The sequence below is a fragment of the Scytonema sp. UIC 10036 genome, assembly GCF_009725235.1.
Window position 1 is genome coordinate 1 of the sequence record NZ_WJFC01000282.1, and the last position, 13,797, is coordinate 13,797.

The window sequence follows — 13,797 nt, forward strand, 5'->3', positions numbered from 1 at the left end:
CCAATGCATCGGGGAGTGAACTGAATTTTTCTTGTTTCCCCCCAATCCATCGGGGGGATTAAGGGGGGTAATAATGCGATAAAAATCACAGCTAACCACTTTTAAAACATCCTCTAAAAGTCGGTGAATTGAATAATGAATCAATTTTTTCTAACAACATAGAAGCTTGTACAGTATAGGTAATTGATAAAACAATGAACAGCAGAAACCTAATATTGTTTATTTCCTTGCTCTTGAATATTTTATTTATAGGAATTGGTATTATATTTCTTGCCAGAAAAGGCGGATTTCCCTATCTATGGACAAAAGTTTCAGCTATAACTAGCTCAACCCATTCTTTCAGCCCATACCACTTACACAAAAAAAGTCAATTTGAAATTTTACCCAAATCGAACTCAGGAATTATTTTTTTAGGAGATAGCCTAACCGATGAAGGTGAATGGGTAGAATTACTCAAAAATGGCAATATTAAAAACCGTGGTATTAGTTCTGACACAACAGATTTAGTACTGAATCGTCTAGACGTTATAGTAGAATCTCAACCAAAGAAAATTTTTTTAATGATAGGTATCAACGATATTACTTATTACAATAAATTTATAGAAGAAGTCTTAATAAATTACAAAGCTATTTTAACAGAGTTGCATAAAAAAACACCAAACACAAAAGTCTTTATTCAAAGTGTGTTACCTGTCAATAATCAAGTCACTCGGTTTTATCAAGATAACAGTAATATTTTAAAATTAAATTCTAAATTGAAAGAGTTATCAATAGAGTTTTCCTATCAATATATAGATGTGTTTTCTTATCTATCAGATTCTGAGAACCAATTAGATATGAAATATACCTCTGATGGGCTACATTTAAACGGTCAAGGTTACTTAATGTGGGCAAAAGTTATCGAAAACTATGTTAATGATTGAGAATTCTCAAATTTGTCGGTTAAGCCTCAAAATGCGAATATCTTGTCGAGCCATTTGTGTCCGGTGTCGAAACTACAGTTGCCGTAATTCACCATAACCAAGATAACATTGCACTCCCTCCAGTTGAAATCAGACCACGTAGTAATCGAGTATTCGATTATGCTGGAAAATATCTTAATAATGGGGTAGAGGAAATATGCCCATCAACGTTTCCAGAAAGTGCCGTCATAGCTCTCAAGGAAGCAGCTCTTAGCGTACATAAAGCCATAGGAGCTTATGGATATTCACGTAGTGACTTCATACTTACATCAACGGAACCAATATTTTTGGAGATTAACACTCTCCCTGGATTAACTAAAACCTCACTCCTACCTATAGCTTTACGTGTTTCAAATATAAGCATATTTGACTTTCTTACTACACAAACTCGGCTTGCCAAAGACCGTTATATAAATATCCTTAGTGATGGAGTAAACTAAATTCAGAGCGACAACTATTTTTTTATTAAAGTGAATAGTGAGTAGCCACTGATAGCTAAGATAAAAAGTATGGTAGTGGGAAAAATTACAACATCTCTCACAATAAATAAAATCCAATCTTTCCTGAGTTCCTGTTTTGCCTTAAGTTCTCGCAGTTTTCGTTCAAGTACTGCATCTTCTTGAGATGGTAAATCAGGAGACGATAAATTTAGAGAACTTTTAGCAACCAATTTCTCTGTTGCTGATGATAGATGTAGCAAGCTACCTGGAATCAAATTCTCTATATTGTTAGGACTTTGCATACTGTCAATTTTTTTTATTAATTTAAGGAATCAAAATTTCAGTTCTCAAATTCTGATGGGGTTCTACAATTCCGAATTTCTTACCGTTTTCTTTAGCTATTATTGCAATTTGCATCAAAGCTATTGCTTGACGCAAAACATCACCTTTAGTTCCACCTATTTTTTGAGCAAGTTGCTCTAATGTCTCATTAACTTCAGGAGATACATCTAGATTAAAGCGAATCATTTCTTTTTTATCAGTCATAATTCTATCCTGATGGTAGAAACCAGTTCTCTAATTGTAATTGAGTAATGCGATCGTAATGACGAGTATTATTAGTAACTAAAATGTAATTACCTGTGAGAGCAACACTAGCAATCAGTAAATCAAAATCACCAACTGGTTGTCCCAATCTACGAAGTTCTGATTTTAATTCTCCATAGCGTTTGACAGCAGAATTGGTAAGAGGCAAAATAGGTAACTGTGCAATAAAAAATTCTGCTCGAATTAAATTTTCTTAGACTCGATTAGAATTATACGCACTATAGTACAACTCAGCAACTGTGATGATGCAAATGGAAATTTTATCCCATCCTACTTGTTGAATCTTTGTTCTCACCGAGATTCGATTGGTTAGCCAATAAATACAAGTATCAGTATCAAGTAAGTAAATCACAAATTATAATCTCTGTCAGAAGTATTACGGCTATCGTATATATCTTTGGTAATTTCCTCTGGTGTGCGATCGTCTTCCCAAGCACCAAAATTTTCCATAAATACTTCTAATGGATGGTTTTTTGGTACGTCTTCTAATGGAACAATTCTTTTAGAAGTTGTAGGCTGATTTGCTTCAGTAATACCTAATTTCTGAGTTTGTTCCTTAGCTTTTGCCATCATTTGCATTAAAGTAATTCCCTGACGCAAAACATCACTTTTCGTTCCACCAGTCTTTTTAGCCAGTTCTTCTAACACCTGGTTAATTTCAGGTGACAAATCTAGATTTAAATGAACTATTTCTTGAGCGTTTGTCATGGGTACGTCCTTATAAAAAATCTTTCATACATCATAGCTTCTGTATGGTAGCAGATTAGGTGTGTCCCATTTGTACTACAATTTCTCCAAGAAAGGTTTGAGATTCTTTTGGGACATAAGAATTACCGCGCTTATCTTGAACGTAAAGATATCCCTTAATAGCATCCTTGATATTTTCAATTGCCTCATCTAACGTCTTACCTTGACTCACACAAGTAGGAAGTTCAGGAACTTCAGCAACATACCCTTCATATTCAGAATCAAATGTAAAAATTCCCTTAAATTTCATAAACAATTTCTACCAATGTAAAAACAAGGATACGACACAGAGCTTTATTTTCGAGATTCACAGGATTAACGATACATACTTTTCGATTTATCTTAGAGAATTAATCAAGAAATTGAGTGAGTCAGGACAAAAAAATAGAAATATGTGAATATAGCTTGGCTTTGGTATGTACGATCGCAAACAAAGATACGCTGACTGAAACCTAGTTAATAATCCGGACGAGTCTAATCAATATCAAAATCGCAAATACACGCAAAAAAACCAGATTTATCCGCGTTCGTCTGCGTGCATCTGCGGTTAAAAACCAAAACTTAACCCACCAACTCAAGCCCCCGTTTCTTCAAAGCCTCAACAGTCAAACCATTAAAAGCCATCAACTCACCAGCACTCGCAGTTGTTTCCCCACGCTTCCAAGCAAAAGTATCCCGCTTGCTAGTACTCCTTAACATAATAGGTTCAAGCATTGCACTAGCACCACCAGTTACACCAATCAAACCATCACCATCAAACAATTCAGCAAATTTTTCATCGCTTACAAAATCGCCATCAGGTTCAGAACAAGTATCCCAAGCAGTATCACCAAGACGATACAAACGACGCGGGTTAATAACAGAAACTATCTTAACTCCAATCCCCTCTTGTTCTAACGCCGCCGCCGCTTCAAACACTGGTATTAAAGTCATATCCCCAATGACAGCAAAAACAACTTTCTTCTTACCAGAAGTTTCATGCAATACGATCGCACCATCAAGCAATCCCTGACGAGTTTGTTCAAAAGTCGTGCGAATGGGTAAAGGAGATTTACTAGCAGTAATGACAATTCCCTTATTCTTAGTCGTCAACGCCCAGTCATAACAAACTTGAATGCTATTAGCATCGGTTGGAAAAACAGGAAACACATTACCATTCCGCATCATAGAAGCAAAATAAGCTTCAATTTCAGGACGTTGGTGAGTCCAACCATTGCGCCCTTGCTCCAATGCACCAGCAGTAAATAATGTAATAGTTGAAGGTGTAGGGCGACGCAATTCTGCCATTGCTTGCGTCACTGTTTGCCAAATAGGTAACCCGTTGATAGCAAAAGATTCATAAGAACACCACAAAGTTCTCGCACCCATCAAAGACAAACCAACAGCTAAACCCGCACAAGCATCTTCACTCAAAGGTTCGTAAACTTGACCATTAGGTGTTTGATTGTATAAATCGTCAGTGGTAGGGTGAATAATCTTCAATGCTTGGTTAATATTACCAATTCCAGATGCTTCGTTACCATCAGCATTCGTAACGAGGAAGTTACCGTCTACCTGTCCGACTTTTGCTACTAATTGTCCCATAGCTGTGGTAGAAACTTTAGCATCACCACCAACAGCATATTCTTCCAAAGGCAATTCGCCCAAATCTGGCAAAGGATACTCAAATTCTGTCACAACAGTCTTTGCCGCAGGTCCCCCACCCGCATGTTCGCAATTTGTCCGTACTAATTCCCAAGCTTCCACAGGTAAAGCACGTTCTTTTAAGGCACTGACAATATGGGGTGCATCTAAAGTATCTTTAGGATAGAGGTTATGAGACTTCGCACCTCTTGCGTGAACTCCCGCTCCTTTAAGCTGTTTGATAATAAAAGCAGTGAGTTTACCCCCAAGCGCAGAACGTGCCGCTTTATCTACTCCTGAGAGTACAGCTTGAGTAAATGCTAACCTCTTCTCAAAGGAAAAGGCAGTACTATCAACATAATCGCCGGATTGGTTTGCGTCGTCAAAATCTTTAGCATCGACTAACACAACTTCCTCAAAACCATTGCCTCTCCAGTATTCGATCATCTGTTCGTTGGTTTTGAGAGACACCATGCTGTGGTGTTCTTGACTGTAACCATTCCACACCAGTACGGGTAAGAAGTTAGTCGCGCTAGGGAAAGCTGTATGGAAGTGCGCCATCGAACTCATGATGTAGGGTTCGCCCAACCCACCATCGCCAACGGTAAAGGGGAAAAGCTTGTCTTTGTGCAGTAGTGCAGCAGCCATAGCAAAATGTTGCCCCTGTCCTAAAGGACCAGCAGGTGCTAAAATACCGGGAATGTAGCCGGAGAGATGTCCTAGCAAACCGTGCTTTTCCCGGAAGCGATCGCGCAACTGCTGCACTGTTTGAATTCCCATGTCCTCTAAAGAACGATCCAAGAACATGGCACTGTAAAAACCAGGAGCGTGATGTCCTACTTCGGTGATAATATTTTTGTGGCCGAGCATGACAAGCGATGCATAGGCTTCCGCTTGACTGGCAAATCCACCTGGGTGTCCTGAAGCTTTACTACCAGTAATTTGCAATGTCAGATAGCGCAAAGCATCGGCAGCAAGTAAGGTTTGGAAGACGGCTGCTGGATCTGAGGAACTAGCGATCGCAGAATCACCTGACTTTACTACTGGTATTTTGCCATAAGTTTCAAAACCTGGGATAGATTCGCCAAAATATTGGATTCCCTCACAAAAACTGGGAGCCGTTGAAATTTCCTTTGGGGTGATTGCTGTCATGCTGAGTACCTTATTTTTAAGAGTGTTTTGAAGAGGCAAAATAAATGCTTGTTCAATTTAACAAAAATTTTACAACTTTCATGTTGTTAGGGTAAATTACTATTTAGTCATGCAACGATAATAATCTTAAATGTCGTACATTATTAATTGAATGGCTTCATGTTAGTGTCAGTAAAAAGATTTTTACAAAAAAATTTACGATGACACTACCAAATCCCGTTCAGAAGCCACCCTCCCTACAGCTACTAGAGTGGGTCTTTACTCCCTTGTCACAGATGGAAGAATGCGCCAAACGTTACGGGGACATATTTACTCTACAGTTAGGTCGCAACACTCCACCTCTAGTTGTCACAAGTCATCCTCAAGCCTTGCAAGAAATTTTAACCAACGATACAGAAAAATTTACATCTCCTGGAGAGTTAAACACAGAATTTGAACCGTTAGTTGGGAAACAATCCGTATTTACCATAAGTGGAGAAGCACACCAGCGTCAAAGACAATTATTAATGCCTCCCTTTCATGGCGACAGGATGCGAAGCTACGGACAAGTCATTAACGATGTCGCAGAAGAGATAATCAGCCAATGGCAAATCGGTAAACCTTTTTGTGCTCGTTCTGCCATGCAAGCTCTAACCTTACGAGTTATCATACAAGCCGTGTTTGGACTATACAACAGTTCTCGCGCCCAAGAATTAGAGCAACTTTTAGCCGTTATCTTAGATCGAGGAAGTTCCCTACTATCCATGACTTTGCTATTTTTCCCAGCATTGAGAATGAGTTACCCAGGTTCATTGCTATGGGAAAAAGGAATGCACCGTCAGCAAAAAGCAGACGAACTTATTTACTCAGAAATTCAAGAACGTCGTCAAAAACCTGACTTCTCGCGTACAGATATTCTCAGTATGCTTGTAGCCGCAAGAGATGAAGCGGGAGAACAAATGACAGATGAACAGCTACGCGATGAATTAATCACTTTACTGACAGCAGGACATGAAACAACCGCCACAGCTTTAACTTGGGCGTTATACTGGATTTACAAATTGCCTATAGTTAAAAAACAGTTGTTGCAAGAATTGGATAACGTAGGTGAAAATCCAGACCCCATGACTATTTTTAAACTCCCCTACCTCAATGCGGTATGCTGTGAAACCTTGCGTATTTATCCAGTAGGAATGCTAACTTTTGCGCGAGTTGCTCAAACATCTGTTTCACTCATGGGATATAAAATAGAACCTGGTACGGATGTCATTGGATCGATTTACCTCGCTCATCGTCGTCAAGAAACATACCCCGAACCAGAAAAGTTTAAACCAGAACGTTTTCTAGAAAAGCAATATTCACCCTATGAATTTTTACCCTTTGGCGGTGGAATCAGACGCTGTATTGGTTTGGCATTTGCCCAATTTGAAATGAAACTAGCGCTAGCAAAAATTATGTCACGTTACGAGCTAGCTCTAGTCGATACTTATGAAGTTAAACCAAAACGTCGCGGTTTGGTAACAGGTCTAAATCGTCCTATAAAATTAGTTGTTAAAAATTAGTGTTGTACCAGAGTGGTGATTCACTTTATTGATTTCTGAAGTATTTTACAACTTAAAAGTAAACAGGAAGTAATTATGAGTACAGAAACAACGGTAGCACAACTACAAAATTGGCATAATTTCTGCCAATACCATGCTAATAACGACTGGCACGGCACTTGGACAAGATACTCTGCTGATGGACAAATAATAGAGACTTTTCATTGTATTAGAAGTTTTCATGTTAGCGATTGTGGCAATGAAATTCATCACCAAAACCACTATACATATGCTGATGGCACAAAGAAAACAAAGACCTTTGGTCCATATAAAAAACCAATTACTAGAGCATTGTTTTTAGATAATACTTTTTCCTGGGGTTCTACAAAGGTAGAATCTGGTTCAACTTTTGGTTTTGAGACAGGTTTACGCTATGAAGACAAGCGTGCAAATGTTGTTATCGTATATGATGATGCTGGCAATTTAGAAAAAATCACAGTCACTCCCGAAACTCTCACAGTTTTTCCAGAAAATCCATCTCGACCATCTGCAAAAGAGTTGAGCGGTAATTGGGTGGGGACAGCTAAAAAGATGACATCTAATTGGATGGTATCATCTCCAATTCCAGTATCATGGAAACCATTAGAAAATCTAGCTGATAAAGCTGATGATTATCAGATCTTCCATTTTAGCGATGGTATTTCCATCAGTTGCCCGCGAAAAGTTGCAATTGACAAATCTTTTTTAGCGACGATAGAATGGCAGATTTCTCATAATTTACTGCAACGTGGTATTCGCAATTATAAAGATTCTAGTTTGATAAATTTTACACTACAAACATTTAGCCTTGCTACTGAGTAACCAGTTAAGATTATGAATCTATAATTTATAAGATAAGGAGCCAATCTATCAACTAAAAAAATTGTTTATCTAAAAAATGTAAATTACTGAAAACCGCTATATATTATAGAATTCGCCATACTGGATGCAGCACTGTGGGTAAATTATAAGTTGCACCAAGTCAACATTTGCTCCAACCTCAAAAACTTTACAAATAAAATAGAATTCCGATAGATAGCCAATCTATCAACTAAAAAAAATTGTTTATCTAAAGTGAATTGTATTGGCACAAAAGTGAGTGCGATCGCAATCTCCTGTCTATCGCAAAAGAGCCATAGCTTGGATATTTCAATCAGCCGTCATTACCAGTTAACAATTGTCAAACTTGTTACCTTATTTAATTCGCGATCGCCTGTTACTAAACTAGCTCCAACTTGAAGTGCAGTTGAAGCAATAATTGCATCTGGAAGTTTGACACGATATTGCAATCGGACATTAATAATCCGTTTGATTAATAAATCGTTACTTGCTGCTAAGTCAATTACCTCTACACGGTTGAGAAATTCTGTAAACAAATTTATATCGCTTTCACTCAATCCAGAAAACGCTAAAAATTCGATTTGACTAATGATGGAAATTCCTATCCAATCAGCATTTTGTAATAATGTGACTAATGCGGGAGAACCTTGTAACAAAGCAACTATGGCATTTGTATCCAGTAGATAGCGTTTACCACTCATCGCGTAACTTCCTTATTTGGGCAATGCTATCACCCTGCCAACTTAAACGTCCCGCTAAATCGGAAAAATCGTAGGATTTTGTTTGAGAAGTATCTGGGATACTTGGATTAACAACGACAACTACATCGACAGCACCAGATGATAACTCGGTGGGAATATCAAGGCGTAAATTACCTGAAGCATCGATAACTGCTGCAAGCTTGAGAACTTTCATCTTCTAGCATTTTATATCTATCACCTCTATTATAAGTGGCATCAAGTCAACATTCACTGTTTCATATTATGTCTGCCTGCATACCGTAGTAAAACTCATCCAACTATCAAGACTAGGTGCGATCGCTTGAATCTTTTGGTAGAGTTAAGTAACTGTTTGGCGAATGCCAATTAGCCTGTCACCCAAAGTGAACTTATGAATTTTTGGCAATCTCTCAATAATCGGCACGTACCATTTAATGCAATCATACAGTGTTTTCCAGTCTATTGAAGTACAAATTTATCCGCGTGCATCTGCGTTCATCTGCGGTTAAATTTTTATTCTGTACCTCACGAGAGTGGAAATTGCTATAAGTCTTTTGGATAACTGATAATTCTTTCATTTTTTAAAAAATCTTAATATTTTTGCAAAAATATTTCGATCCGCCTTACGGCGGAAAAGAGTAAAAAAACAAGTGTAAAGGGCAAAAGGATAAAAGTATAAAGGGCTACTAAATAATCTTCCCAACCCCACAGGCTACACGAAAACCAAAATTGCCGTCGATGAAGTCGCGATCCTCCCTCATGCTGCCGTAGCGGGACGCGGAACGGCAGAATTCAGGAATTCCAAGCCAAGACCCGCCCCGCAGTACGGCATATCCTTGTTTTTGGGAAAAATTATCATTATTGTCAAGCCATGCACTCCCATCTGTTGGCGCTCCTTCATAGTTATCATGCCAATCATCAAGACACCATTCCCATACATTCCCATGCATATCGTATAACCCAAAAGCGTTGGCTACTTCAAAGCTGCCCACTTCCGTTGTTTCCTCTCGATAAATTCCCTTTGGCCCCCAAGCATAAGAACCCGACCATTTATATTTTTCGTCATCTGTACCGTTGTAGTTGGCAACTTCAGTTGTAATTGTCTCACCAAAGTGAAACGGGGTGGTTGTTCCGGCTCTACAAGCATATTCCCATTCTGCTTCACTAGGGAGGCGATACTGTCTTTTTGTATGGGAAGTGAGACGCTGGCAAAACTCAACTGCATCATACCAAGAAACACGCTCTACTGGTCGTTTATCTCCTTTGAAACGCGATGGATCTCTTTCTAGCTCTTTGTTAACTTGGGGTAGTGCTGCTACGGCTTTCCACTGTGCTTGAGTAATCGGATACTTACTCATCAAAAAAGTAGGAACTGTGACTTTGTGTTGGGGGCGTTCCGAGTCACTGTTACCTTCTTCCGTTTCTGGAGCGCCCATCATAAAACTGCCACTCCGCAGCAGTACCATGTCTAGGGTAATTCCATTGCCCAAGTCTTCGATAAAATGTTGCGCTGTCTGTCGCTTAGTGAGTGTTTTTACCATTGATTTTGTATTGGACTCCTCTTGCTTAACTTTCTCGCTTAATAAATGTTTATTTTGTTTTCGTATTCGATTTGAAAAAAATTTTTAACGCTCCGCTACGCTAACAAGGGTAAAAAAAACAAGTGTAAAGGGCAAAAGAATAAAAGTATAAAGGGCTACTGAAGAATCCTCCCAACCCCACAGGCTACACGAAAACCAACATAAGCGTAGATGCTGTCGCGCCCCGCCCTATCGTTGTAGGTGCGGGACGCGGAACGGCAGTTTCCAGGATTGTAAAGCCAGGAACCGCCCCGCAGTACAGCATATCCTTCTTTTTGAGCAAGATTATCATTATTTTCATACCAAGCATTTCCATCTGTTGGCGCTTCTTCATAGTTATCGTGCCAATCATCAAGACACCATTCCCACACATTCCCGTGCATATCGTATAATCCGAAAGCGTTGGCTACTTTAAAGCTGCCCACTTCTGTTGTTTCCTCTCGATAAATTCCTTCTGGTTCTTGACCATAAGTTACGGTAGCGTCATAATTTGCCAATTCTGATGTCATTGTTTCACCAAAATGGAATGGTGTTGTTGTTCCAGCACGACAGGCATATTCCCATTCTGCTTCACTAGGGAGGCTGTAAGGTCTGCCTGTATATTGAGAGAGGCGCAAGCAAAATTCAACTGCATCGTACCAAGAGACATTTTCAACAGGACGATTTGCGCCTTTAAAATCAGATGGATCTCGATCCAACTCTCGGTTCACTTGAGGCAACTGTGCCACAAATTGCCACTGAGCTTGCGTGACTGGATACTTAGCTAAGAAAAACGGCTGTACAGCGACAGTACGTTGAGGACTCTCACTGTCATCACGTTCTGGCTCATCTGGTGGCGATCCCATTTCAAAAGTTCCTCCAGGGATAGCTACCATCTCTATAAAGAGTGCTGATGGTTTTCCCGCCGTTTCACCGAGAAACTCTACAAAATAAAATGCTTGGTTTTGTTCTTTCTGAATTACTTGTCCGCGAGCATCCACTGTTACTGTGTCAAACTCAAAAGTTTGCAACTCTTCCCCAGGTTCATCATCTGGGGTAATAGGGCTCTTCCGTACTTAACGTGCTAAAATGTTAGGAAAATTATCTTTTATTTCAGTAAAATCAGTTATGAAAAGGGTTTTAACCGAGTTGTTAAATTTGCCTGAAGTAGTAGTGGAATCCAGTCTAAAAGAGGGTGAAACCTTAATTTTATCAGTAATTAAAAAGACTAAAAGTGCGGTATGCCCACAGTGCGACGAAGGTAGCATCATCTCCACCAAAATCAAAATTACTTAATAAAAGATTTATCGATGGGAGAAAAAGAAGTTTTTCTAAATATAAATAGACGAAGATTTAAATGTAAAAAATGTCGTAAAACATTTAACGAAGAACTCGATTTTGTAGGAGTAAGAAGAAAGTATACGCATCGTTATGCGTCAAATATTATTAAACAACTTATTAATAGTGATGTCAGGAATGTAGCCAAAAATAATGGATTAAGTGATGAAGAAGTTTATTCGATGCTTGAAGATATAGTCAAAAATATTTTACCAATAAATGTTAGTAATTTGAGGAGATTGGGAATAGATGAAATAAGTTTAGTTAAAGGACAAGGTAAATTTATTGTGGTGCTTGTAGATCTAGATTCAGGAAAATTAATAGGATTAGTAAAAGAAAGAAAACAAATTGTCATAGAAAATGTGATGAAAATGTGGGGAGAAGAAGTTTTAGAACAAATAGAAGAAGTAAGTATGGATCTGACCGGAAATTATAAAAATTTAGTTGAGAAGATATGCCCAAACGCCGTTATTACAGTGGATAGGTTCCATGTTACCAAATTAATACACGAAGAATTAAACCAAGCCAGAATAGCAGAAAAAAAAGCAGCTTTGGAATTAAATATTGAATCGAGAGAAAAAGTGTTTGATAGTTTAAAAGGTAATAAATATACAATTTTAAAAGCAGAAGATAAGTTGACTGATAAACAAAAAATAAAATTAGACATAATTAGAGAAGCATCTCCTTTAATAGCAACAATGCATTCATTGAAAGAAGAATTCCGCAATTTATTTGATACGAGTGAAGACCCAGGAACAGGAATATTAGGACTACTTGATTGGTTAGAAAAAGCCGAACCATTATATCAAAAAAGTGTGAATACAATTAAACGATGGTTTGGAGAAGTAGCCGGATATTTTGATAATAGAACTACCAATGGTGTTGTAGAAGGAATTAATAATAAATTGAAGCTAATAAAAAGAAGTGGATTTGGCTTTACAAACTTCCGTAATTTTGAAATTAGAGCTTTACTTTCTTGGCACTATGATGTTAATTTAGCACGTTAAGTACGGAAGAGCCCCATTTCAGAAGTAATTCTTGTTCCCAATCTTCTTCAATATCTTTTAATGGTGGAATATTTCCAGATCTCGTTCCACTAGGACGAAAAAAATCGCCATACGCAACGCTTGTAAAGTCTTCGCGTTCTATTCTTGGTTTCTTAGCTACCTCTAATCCCCCTTGCAGAGCTAGTAGCCATTCATTTTTTATCTGTGGTGCAGTCAAATAATTATGTAAGATTCCGTGAATTCCAACAACTTTCATTACAGTTTCAGTTTAATAAGTAAGGTAAGGTTTATTTTGAGTGCAATATTTGAAATTTTTAGTACAGTTTATCCATATCCTTTATGTCAGAGCAAGCTGCATGGAACGTCTTCTTAATATTGTCTGGAATGCTAATGAGCATAGTGACTACTTTTATAAATAGTGTTTATACAAAGCTACAAATTTACAGAATCTGATTCTAGATTCATCAAATTGATGATACCAGCTAAAATACAAAAAATAAAGCTGTCTAACTCATTGCTGCTACAATCGCTTTACCCTGATTCCATCTCGGCAATCGGACAACAAGCAACGAGTTGTGTAAAGAAAAGTTAAGACAATGGAGGAAATGCGACAAGCCGAAGGCTTAACGGCTGAAGCTGTATCACCATAGTGCAACAAGATTGAGAGCGAAATTATGACACGAGTACGGGCAATTTGTGAATAAAAGAAATTGAGGATGGATGTAAATCATGGTTGTTGACGATTACATTATCGCCACGATGACTCAAAACCATATTCTAGGGCTGTCTGTTGCTGTCATTCAAGAAGGCGAACTTGTGATGCTTGTTAACAAACCCTAAATATGTGTGGGTTCGCGCATTTATACGTACTCGATAGTTTCCACTATTTGATGTAGTCAACGTAGTATAAGCTTGTTATATAGTTCGTTATATATTACATATCTAGTACAAGTCTTCAACGTATCAATAAGCGCAACCAGACTCAGGCATTGAGTCTTAATAGAGTCCTATATAAGTTTTTCTAACTTTGTAGACAGTGTTTACAACGTGAAGTTCAAGCTCTATAAGCTTTTTGGTGATTTATATGTTTTCAAGTACATATAAATGCGCGAACCCACAGAAGAACAAGTAACGATTCCCGAACCATTGCGAAAGTCTCATGGCTCTTAAGTGGGACAGGAACTGATAGCAATTGATATGGGTGACGGAATTCTTCTGAAACCAAAAAAACCTTTTTTAGAAACC

At 38.2% G+C, this 13,797-nt stretch carries 15 protein-coding genes and 1 pseudogene; 5 read left to right on the plus strand and 11 right to left on the minus strand.

Annotation, left to right across the window (positions count from 1 at the left end; translation table 11 throughout):
- Positions 1-194 precede the first annotated feature (194 nt).
- Positions 195-923: a GDSL-type esterase/lipase family protein gene (locus F7734_RS56605; protein ID WP_155752929.1), complete on the plus strand. Its 729-nt coding sequence runs from the start codon at positions 195-197 to the stop codon at positions 921-923.
- Positions 924-1,416: 493 nt separating this feature from the next.
- Here the strand turns inward: F7734_RS56605 and F7734_RS56615 are convergent, their stop codons facing one another.
- The 6 genes from F7734_RS56615 to F7734_RS56640 form a co-directional block, all read right to left on the minus strand.
- On the minus strand, positions 1,417-1,704 hold the full coding sequence (locus F7734_RS56615; RefSeq protein WP_243147605.1) for a hypothetical protein: 288 nt from the start codon (positions 1,702-1,704) through the stop codon (positions 1,417-1,419).
- A 22-nt stretch (positions 1,705-1,726) separates the two neighbouring features.
- Positions 1,727-1,948 (minus strand): DNA-binding protein, encoded by a 222-nt coding sequence (locus tag F7734_RS56620; protein WP_155752930.1) that lies wholly within the window; start codon positions 1,946-1,948, stop codon positions 1,727-1,729.
- 4 nt (positions 1,949-1,952) lie between these two features.
- Positions 1,953-2,192, minus strand: coding sequence for a PIN domain-containing protein (locus F7734_RS66595; protein ID WP_347566459.1), 240 nt, complete (start codon positions 2,190-2,192; stop codon positions 1,953-1,955).
- Positions 2,193-2,356: 164 nt separating this feature from the next.
- Complete coding sequence (locus tag F7734_RS56630; protein WP_155752931.1) at positions 2,357-2,716, minus strand: hypothetical protein; 360 nt, start codon at positions 2,714-2,716, stop codon at positions 2,357-2,359.
- 55 nt (positions 2,717-2,771) lie between these two features.
- Positions 2,772-3,005 carry a type II toxin-antitoxin system HicB family antitoxin gene (locus tag F7734_RS56635; RefSeq protein WP_155752932.1) on the minus strand — a complete coding sequence of 78 codons (234 nt, stop codon included), beginning with the start codon at positions 3,003-3,005 and terminating at the stop codon, positions 2,772-2,774.
- Positions 3,006-3,316: 311 nt separating this feature from the next.
- The gene (locus F7734_RS56640) at positions 3,317-5,530 is read right to left on the minus strand and encodes a phosphoketolase (RefSeq protein ID WP_155752933.1); all 2,214 of its coding nucleotides are present in this window, start codon (positions 5,528-5,530) and stop codon (positions 3,317-3,319) included.
- A gap of 200 nt (positions 5,531-5,730) precedes the next feature.
- Here F7734_RS56640 and F7734_RS56645 point away from each other — a divergent pair, with 200 nt between their 5' ends.
- Positions 5,731-7,071 (plus strand): cytochrome P450, encoded by a 1,341-nt coding sequence (locus F7734_RS56645; protein WP_155752934.1) that lies wholly within the window; start codon positions 5,731-5,733, stop codon positions 7,069-7,071.
- Positions 7,072-7,146: 75 nt separating this feature from the next.
- Entirely contained in the window at positions 7,147-7,911 is a 765-nt protein-coding gene (locus tag F7734_RS56650; RefSeq protein ID WP_155752935.1) for a DUF3598 family protein, read from the plus strand.
- A 341-nt stretch (positions 7,912-8,252) separates the two neighbouring features.
- On the opposite strand, the gene F7734_RS56655 is transcribed toward F7734_RS56650, so the two are convergent.
- From F7734_RS56655 to F7734_RS56675, 4 genes and pseudogenes are all read right to left on the minus strand, one after another.
- On the minus strand, positions 8,253-8,630 hold the full coding sequence (locus F7734_RS56655; RefSeq protein ID WP_155752936.1) for a type II toxin-antitoxin system VapC family toxin: 378 nt from the start codon (positions 8,628-8,630) through the stop codon (positions 8,253-8,255).
- Positions 8,620-8,844 (minus strand): hypothetical protein, encoded by a 225-nt coding sequence (locus F7734_RS56660; RefSeq protein ID WP_155752937.1) that lies wholly within the window; start codon positions 8,842-8,844, stop codon positions 8,620-8,622. Before F7734_RS56660 ends, F7734_RS56655 begins: the two co-directional genes overlap by 11 nt.
- Positions 8,845-9,334: 490 nt before the next feature.
- Positions 9,335-10,189 carry a formylglycine-generating enzyme family protein gene (locus F7734_RS56670; RefSeq protein WP_155752938.1) on the minus strand — a complete coding sequence of 285 codons (855 nt, stop codon included), beginning with the start codon at positions 10,187-10,189 and terminating at the stop codon, positions 9,335-9,337.
- Positions 10,190-10,344: 155 nt separating this feature from the next.
- A pseudogene (locus F7734_RS56675) lies at positions 10,345-11,244 on the minus strand (formylglycine-generating enzyme family protein); the annotation flags it as partial.
- Positions 11,245-11,296: 52 nt separating this feature from the next.
- Between F7734_RS56675 and F7734_RS66600 the strand changes: the two are divergent.
- A complete protein-coding gene (locus F7734_RS66600) occupies positions 11,297-11,503 on the plus strand; it encodes a hypothetical protein (protein WP_347566457.1) in 207 nt (68 codons plus the stop codon).
- Positions 11,504-11,517: 14 nt separating this feature from the next.
- Entirely contained in the window at positions 11,518-12,552 is a 1,035-nt protein-coding gene (locus tag F7734_RS56680) for an ISL3 family transposase (protein WP_347566458.1), read from the plus strand.
- On the opposite strand, the gene F7734_RS56685 is transcribed toward F7734_RS56680, so the two are convergent.
- Positions 12,536-12,808 (minus strand): hypothetical protein, encoded by a 273-nt coding sequence (locus F7734_RS56685; RefSeq protein WP_155752939.1) that lies wholly within the window; start codon positions 12,806-12,808, stop codon positions 12,536-12,538. The genes F7734_RS56680 and F7734_RS56685 overlap by 17 nt on opposite strands.
- Positions 12,809-13,797 lie beyond the last annotated feature (989 nt).

Bases quoted from the DNA above. Each gene is read 5' to 3' on its own strand.
- F7734_RS56605 (WP_155752929.1), top strand. From the start codon at position 195: ATGAACAGCAGAAACCTAATATTGTTTATTTCCTTGCTCTTGAATATT.
- F7734_RS56615 (WP_243147605.1), bottom strand. From the start codon at position 1,704: ATGCAAAGTCCTAACAATATAGAGAATTTGATTCCAGGTAGCTTGCTA.
- F7734_RS56620 (WP_155752930.1), bottom strand. From the start codon at position 1,948: ATGACTGATAAAAAAGAAATGATTCGCTTTAATCTAGATGTATCTCCT.
- F7734_RS56630 (WP_155752931.1), bottom strand. From the start codon at position 2,716: ATGACAAACGCTCAAGAAATAGTTCATTTAAATCTAGATTTGTCACCT.
- F7734_RS56635 (WP_155752932.1), bottom strand. From the start codon at position 3,005: ATGAAATTTAAGGGAATTTTTACATTTGATTCTGAATATGAAGGGTAT.
- F7734_RS56640 (WP_155752933.1), bottom strand. From the start codon at position 5,530: ATGACAGCAATCACCCCAAAGGAAATTTCAACGGCTCCCAGTTTTTGT.
- F7734_RS56645 (WP_155752934.1), top strand. From the start codon at position 5,731: ATGACACTACCAAATCCCGTTCAGAAGCCACCCTCCCTACAGCTACTA.
- F7734_RS56650 (WP_155752935.1), top strand. From the start codon at position 7,147: ATGAGTACAGAAACAACGGTAGCACAACTACAAAATTGGCATAATTTC.
- F7734_RS56655 (WP_155752936.1), bottom strand. From the start codon at position 8,630: ATGAGTGGTAAACGCTATCTACTGGATACAAATGCCATAGTTGCTTTG.
- F7734_RS56660 (WP_155752937.1), bottom strand. From the start codon at position 8,844: ATGAAAGTTCTCAAGCTTGCAGCAGTTATCGATGCTTCAGGTAATTTA.
- F7734_RS56670 (WP_155752938.1), bottom strand. From the start codon at position 10,189: ATGGTAAAAACACTCACTAAGCGACAGACAGCGCAACATTTTATCGAA.
- F7734_RS66600 (WP_347566457.1), top strand. From the start codon at position 11,297: ATGTTAGGAAAATTATCTTTTATTTCAGTAAAATCAGTTATGAAAAGG.
- F7734_RS56680 (WP_347566458.1), top strand. From the start codon at position 11,518: ATGGGAGAAAAAGAAGTTTTTCTAAATATAAATAGACGAAGATTTAAA.
- F7734_RS56685 (WP_155752939.1), bottom strand. From the start codon at position 12,808: ATGAAAGTTGTTGGAATTCACGGAATCTTACATAATTATTTGACTGCA.